A 6,052-nucleotide genomic window follows, 5' to 3' on the forward strand; every position below is an offset into this window, starting at 1 on the left:
TTTTTCATCCTTAATATGTTTATATGCTGACATAAGGGTAGAGTGACGATTGTACTGATACAACTATTAATGCTATACACTTTAAATACTGTTGATTTATCAATTATCATATGACTAGTTGTGGATTGATAAACCCGCATTGCACTTTAATAATAAAGTTTAAGTAGCAATACGGGTTTATGTGAAAAGACCAAAAGTTAATTTTAAATTATTGAATTGCCTTTAAAACAGTATTAATAAATTCTGGACCATCTTCAAAATCTAAATATCTCATACTATATTCATGTACATATTTTTCGATTTCTCTCCACGTCTCTTTATCACCTTTTTGTAAAACATCCTGCAACATTTTTAATTCGCTTATTAATTGTTTTACCATTGATTTAGGTTCTCGCTCTTTAAAATCGGTTGCCAATCCTTCAAGATCTGACCAGCTAACACTTTGATTAAAATACCCACTCATGAAATATTTGAGCATTTCTGGCTTTTTTAGATTATCCACCATAAATCACCCTTTCTCATTTTGTTGTTTTGTTTCACTATTTATTTGCCTCGCCATTTAAGTACAGGAAAGGAGGTTAAGATAATAAACCCTTCTTTTGCACTAGGATCCCTCTTCAAAACAGTGACGGCTTGCCTTATATCTCTATGTACGTTCTTTTCTCCCCTATATACCCCTTTTCCAATACTCTCTTTAGAGGTATATAATAATGTCTTTGTATCAATATCAGTGTTTAGCAACCAATTTGCAATGTCCTCTGCATTTTGTTTAATAGTCTTATCTATGACAGAAATAGCTGTATTCTTATTTGTATATGATGTAGCATCAGATTTCTCTTTTCCGTTTGCACGCTTTATCAAATCATTATCGGTTTGTGCAACATGTTTGGCCAAAGTATGACCTTGAGCTCTACCTACTTTCCTACCCTCTGAAAAATCTACAAGCTTTTTTGTATCTATAGATTTTATATTTTTCGTAAAAATACTTAACGCAGCATCATCTAATTTCTTTATACCAATCTTATAAACATCTTTTACAGCATCCGTTACTTTGGCGATACTTTTAAAATCGCCTAATCCTGGGACAAACGCAAGTAAGGCTCCTGCCACATCCTTCACAGTTGAACTTGGGTTACTCAAAACCTTATACAGGTTATATGCATCCTTAACAGTTCCTACTCCAGGAATAAAATCAGTTACTACATCTACTAGGTCTTTTGCTAAATCCCATCCCTTGTCAAATTTATTAGCTTTTGCCACTAAAAACATTTGCATCGATGTAGAGGAAATTTCTACAGTATCATTATTAGAGGAAAGAGTAGCATTTTTCAAATCCTCACGATTATTTAGATCAATACGGGAAGTCCCGAGATTGGTGTTCTGCTGGTTATATATGGTTTGAGTATTTGTTCTAATTGAATTAACTCCACTCATGATACTATTACCTCCTAATAATCGTTTCCTTCTCATCACTTCTCGATGTTCTTTGATTACATCACATGAGACAACTGTTTATAGAGGATGGGTTTTAAATGCAACAGTAAATCAAGGTCCTCTTCAGGTGTCATCGTTTGCATTATTACAACAGTTTTGTTAGATGTTATTGTAAAATCATAACTTTTTCTTTCAAAAGTAAGAGAACAATTTAACGAACTAAGCTTACCAGCAGCCTCTAGTCTATTATAGTCCTCGCTTAAGTTTACATGATCGCCAAATAATGCAACACTTCTTAATGTTCCATTATTAAAACCACTTATCCATCCTCCCCAAACATTATGAGAATGTTCTACTACATATTGAAAATCAACTTGAGAACGCGATACTTTAAATTTGTTTGGGAATACCTTTTCAAACTTTTTAATGAATCCGTTTACGCCGCCTTTATCTCCTTCAATTAGGAGAAGTTTTATTTGTGGGTTATAATATGCATTCATACTTTTGCTTTCAATGTACTGAGTAAAGAGCAAATCTTCCCCATAAGCTCGGCCTTCTTTCCGTTTCACTCTTTCATGAACTATTACATATTTCTGAAATCCCCTGTAAAAATCAAGAGTAGTTAACCTCATCTCGCTTTTAGGCTCATTATCCTCTTGTTCTATAGAAAGCTGTTGTGCTGTTGAAACAGATGTGACGCCATTCGTGAATAGCTCAAGTGTTTCAACATCTAAAAAGTGATATGCCCTCATTCCTTTATTCCCCCACTAGTGACAGAAAATTAATACTTGATGTTTGAAAATCGCTTAGAGAGTTGGTTGAACATTCTATGCTTTGTTTTCTTATTTTTACAGTTCTTTTTATAAACCCATTGTTTTTCTCATATGAATACCAGAAATCATCAATTTTTGCCTCACTAACATTTTTTACAGCTAACCCAATAAATGGATTTTTCTTACCAAAAGATATTTTAAATTTAAAAAAAGAGCTATTTGATCTTACATTTTTATCAATTAAAGATAAGACAGGTATGATTTTGTTCTCTAAAGCACTTATTGCTCCTTCATAAGAAGCGTGAAAATCCCTTATTTGGACTACTAAATGGCCTTGGGTTTCATCTCCATCCTCAGTATAAATATCAGTATAGTCGAATTGCATTAAAAGACCATTCGTTAAGATTCTAAAGCAACGGTCATTTACAACTTCTCTATACATTTTGCTATCATGCTCTCTTACGATAGCACAAATTTTTTCTTGAATTTTGGAATCAAACTCTCCATCAAAAGTAGCAGTAACATTCCAAGTAGTATTTGAATTAAAAAGTATAATTCCAATTCTTGTAACTAATAAATTAAATTTTTTCCAGTGATTATACAATGTCGCTATTAAACCAATTACACCTAACGCCATTTTAAGAGAATCAAACCAATTTTCAATAATCACTGAAATATTTGCATATATAATTATAGATACAAAGGAAATACCAAATGTAACGATAGTGAACAAAAATTTTCTATTATAGTATAATTTATTCATACTTTCACCCCTAAAAGGGAATTTGTTCTAAAGTAATAATACAATATTTACTAATTAGATGTCACTACGTCACCTACACAAAATTTCTCAGTTATAAATCTTTACTGTCTAAAATGCCACGCCATTCGGCAGAGTGCCTAGGACCTTAACCCTTTGATATTAACCATCTCAGTATGAGATGGTTCAGACTGTTGAAAAACAATTTTGTCAAGGACAAAATCGTTTTTGTGCTTGTTGCTCATCGTCGCTGTTACTAGTCACGCTTCCGATAATAAATAAGACCATTAACATAGCCCAAAACCACCTCTTTTTCCATATATTTTTCATAATTCTATCCCCTTCCTCTGCATTTTTCTATATTAGAACATAACATACCTGGCATGTACTTTTTGTCGAAGTATGTCGCAATAAACAAAAAAATCCCCTGCCGAGTAGCAGAGGCTAAACAATCACAGCTGGGCATCCTTTTTTCTTCAATTCCTCCGCCAGTCGTTCTGCGTTTTTCCTGTCGCTGAATGCCCCGACTTGGACACGATACAATTTTCCATCAGACGATTTTTGTTGTGGTTGCGATGGTGTTGATTTTTGTTGTGCTTTTTTCTTCAATCCAAATGCCTTTACGATACCTTGGACATGGCCATATGCGATTTGTTGTAAGAATTGGTCCGATTTGAGCTTTGCCGCGTCGTTGGCGTTGTCAATGAATAGGTTCTCGGTCAAGATAGCTGGCATATTTGTCAAGCGTAGCACGGCATAGTTCGCTCGTTTTTTGCCACGATCTTTGACATTGCCAATCGCTTTCATAATCTCTGCATGAATCACATTTTGGTATGCGATTGTTTTCGCGCTGACATTGCCGTTGTAGATGTAGCTTTCGAATCCGGTTCCGCCACCGGCATTGATATGAATGGAGATAAAGAAGTCAGCGCCCCACTCATTTGCCATTTTGGCGCGTTGAGAAAGCGTTAAGCGTTGGTTCCCTGTTCGTGTTAGGCGCACCTGTACACCTTCATATTCGTTCAGCATGTCGTACATATACTTTGCGATGCGTAATGTCAACGCCGCTTCCTTGAGCCCGTTTGCTACTGCGCCCGGGTCAAGGTTGTTTTCTACCCCCTCATGCCCCGGGTCAATCACAATCTTTACCATTACTTATCCCCTCCCGCTTTTTCGATTGCGTACTTGATCGTCGCTACAGAACCAATGCCGTATAAGGCATATTTCAGTCCAGTAACTAACACATCAAACGAAAAAGCGTGACTCTCAAATGCCGAGAACGCCACGCCTAGAATGACGGCTACTAACGGAATATAACGATTTGGAATGTTAGCCGCTTGGCGAATCGCATAAAGTAAAACAGCTAATGCTACATATGCCGTAAATTCGATTGAAAGCAACGCTTCCATTATTGAATGCCTCCTCTCACAACAAACGTCAGTAGCGCTCCTACAATCCCGCCGATAATTAAACGCAAAATCCATGTTGTGTTGCTTTTGATCGCTGAAATATCTTCGCGCATATCTTTGATGTTCGATTCTGCGACTGCTAAGCGCGTTTTGACATCAACCATATCTGCTTCTAGTCGTTGTAAACGTTCTTCCATATTTTCACACACCTTTCTGAACAAACTATTCGGAACGGTATGCTGCAATGTGTTGTGCAATTGCGTTGTTGATTTCATTTGTCACCCATGAACGTGTTGCGATCCGCTCCGAATTGATATATCCGCTTGTTTCTGTGAGATAGCTGACCGGAACACCGCTACTGTTGTTTACACCGATATATGGTGATCCAATATTTGATTGTGCAGCTAATGATACACGGGCTGCTCCGTTGCTATCACGAAGGTTAATAAGGCCTGCGGAATAAGATGTCGATATTCCCAACTCTACACGTCTGTAGCTGTCACCGTCACCATCGTCATACAAAACGATCGTTCCACCTTTGTTGTCGCCTGTTCCCGATTCCGAGCCGATTTTGACGTTCATGTTTCCGTTAATGTCACGAACCTCGATTTTACCGCCGTAAGTATCCATAAACGCCAGCAATAACGGAATTCCGTTTTCCGTTACTTTTAATTGACCATCAAACGTGACGTTTCCGGTTGTATCCACGAAAAATACCGGAATACCATTATTCGTAATTTTAATTCCGTCCGTTGCGTTTAAAAGCGTTTCAACGTTGTTTTGAGCCGTTACTTTGATTCCGATGTCATCGTTAATTGTGACGCCGTTATAAATCTCGCGCTTCTTCACGGCTACTTTATCAAGCTCGTTTTGTTTGCGGCTAAAATCCGCAATAATATCGGTCGCGTTCGGTTTAAAGTTGGCGAGCGTCAGTTGCGTTGATTTCGTTGATTCCGGAAACTCTACTAATTCGACCACGCGCGCTGTAATGTCGATGTTTAACGGTTCGTAAATGACGTAAACAGTGTCACCGAGATTGATTTGCTCGTAAGGGTAGCCGTTGTTTTTCAACTCGACGAACTCGATGTCAAACGAGATTTCCGGCGTGTCTTTTAATGCGGCCCTTAATCGTTCTTCTAATTCGGTAGTAGTCGTGCAATCGTCGCAATAAATAGGAGGTGCGTGCCTTTCGCCATATATGTCGGCTTGCGGACTTCGGTACGTTAGCTCGATTCTGTAGTTTCCGTATTCGTCACGATTTCCGTAACCTTTGATGACCGTTGACAGATTGCTAGTATCAACCGACCGACTGATCGTTTTTAAATTGTGTTTAAAGCGCAACTGAAAATCGGTTATGGTTCCGATTTGTTTGCGAATAGTCACCGTTTTATTGCCGATTTCTACTTCTGCGCCAAACTCATTCAGCGCTAATTGAACAAGAGCAAGCGCATTGTCTTTGCCATATTCGTCAAAATAGACCGAATTAAACGTATCAGCGATAGTGTACGTCCAACCAGTTCCGCTAAGAGCATGTGAAAGGCATTGATCAAGCATCAATGTACCGTTGATTACTCCGTATTGAAAAGCGTCAATCAAGTCAAAGAATATATGCGTTGCTTGTACGTCTTTGACCACCGTGTTGCCGAGCGATTTCTCGATGATTTTTTTAATACGGT

General features: G+C 37.8%; 8 protein-coding genes. All 8 read right to left on the bottom strand.

The annotated features are described in order from the left end of the window. Positions 1-208 precede the first annotated feature (208 nt). Entirely contained in the window at positions 209-502 is a 294-nt protein-coding gene (locus tag M4I42_RS16125; RefSeq protein ID WP_033016570.1) for a contact-dependent growth inhibition system immunity protein, read from the bottom strand. A 41-nt stretch (positions 503-543) separates the two neighbouring features. Then, positions 544-1,434, bottom strand: a complete 891-nt coding sequence (locus tag M4I42_RS16130; RefSeq protein ID WP_268853079.1) for an RNase A-like domain-containing protein — start codon at positions 1,432-1,434, stop codon at positions 544-546. 56 nt (positions 1,435-1,490) lie between these two features. Beyond that, complete coding sequence (locus M4I42_RS16135; RefSeq protein ID WP_268853080.1) at positions 1,491-2,186, bottom strand: hypothetical protein; 696 nt, start codon at positions 2,184-2,186, stop codon at positions 1,491-1,493. Between the two features lie 4 nt (positions 2,187-2,190). After that, positions 2,191-2,970: a hypothetical protein gene (locus M4I42_RS16140; protein WP_268853081.1), complete on the bottom strand. Its 780-nt coding sequence runs from the start codon at positions 2,968-2,970 to the stop codon at positions 2,191-2,193. A 441-nt stretch (positions 2,971-3,411) separates the two neighbouring features. After that, positions 3,412-4,119: an N-acetylmuramoyl-L-alanine amidase gene (locus tag M4I42_RS16145; RefSeq protein ID WP_268853082.1), complete on the bottom strand. Its 708-nt coding sequence runs from the start codon at positions 4,117-4,119 to the stop codon at positions 3,412-3,414. Continuing rightward, positions 4,119-4,376 (bottom strand): hypothetical protein, encoded by a 258-nt coding sequence (locus M4I42_RS16150; protein ID WP_268853083.1) that lies wholly within the window; start codon positions 4,374-4,376, stop codon positions 4,119-4,121. Before M4I42_RS16150 ends, M4I42_RS16145 begins: the two co-directional genes overlap by 1 nt. Next, positions 4,376-4,573: a hemolysin XhlA family protein gene (locus M4I42_RS16155; RefSeq protein WP_268853084.1), complete on the bottom strand. Its 198-nt coding sequence runs from the start codon at positions 4,571-4,573 to the stop codon at positions 4,376-4,378. The genes M4I42_RS16150 and M4I42_RS16155 overlap by 1 nt, the downstream gene beginning before the upstream one ends. A 25-nt stretch (positions 4,574-4,598) precedes the next feature. After that, positions 4,599-6,052 (bottom strand): phage tail protein (locus M4I42_RS16160; protein ID WP_268853085.1); only part of this gene is annotated, 1,454 nt, incomplete at its 5' end.

Origin of the sequence: Anoxybacillus sp. J5B_2022 (assembly GCF_026847645.1) — a bacterium.
Lineage (GTDB): Bacteria > Bacillota > Bacilli > Bacillales > Anoxybacillaceae > Anoxybacteroides.

What these genes read in the sequence shown, in the direction of transcription:
- M4I42_RS16130 (WP_268853079.1), bottom strand. Translation starts at nt 1,434, where the DNA reads ATGAGTGGAGTTAATTCAATTAGAACAAATACTCAAACCATATATAAC.
- M4I42_RS16135 (WP_268853080.1), bottom strand. Translation starts at nt 2,186, where the DNA reads ATGAGGGCATATCACTTTTTAGATGTTGAAACACTTGAGCTATTCACG.
- M4I42_RS16145 (WP_268853082.1), bottom strand. Translation starts at nt 4,119, where the DNA reads ATGGTAAAGATTGTGATTGACCCGGGGCATGAGGGGGTAGAAAACAAC.
- M4I42_RS16140 (WP_268853081.1), bottom strand. Translation starts at nt 2,970, where the DNA reads ATGAATAAATTATACTATAATAGAAAATTTTTGTTCACTATCGTTACA.
- M4I42_RS16155 (WP_268853084.1), bottom strand. Translation starts at nt 4,573, where the DNA reads ATGGAAGAACGTTTACAACGACTAGAAGCAGATATGGTTGATGTCAAA.
- M4I42_RS16150 (WP_268853083.1), bottom strand. Translation starts at nt 4,376, where the DNA reads ATGGAAGCGTTGCTTTCAATCGAATTTACGGCATATGTAGCATTAGCT.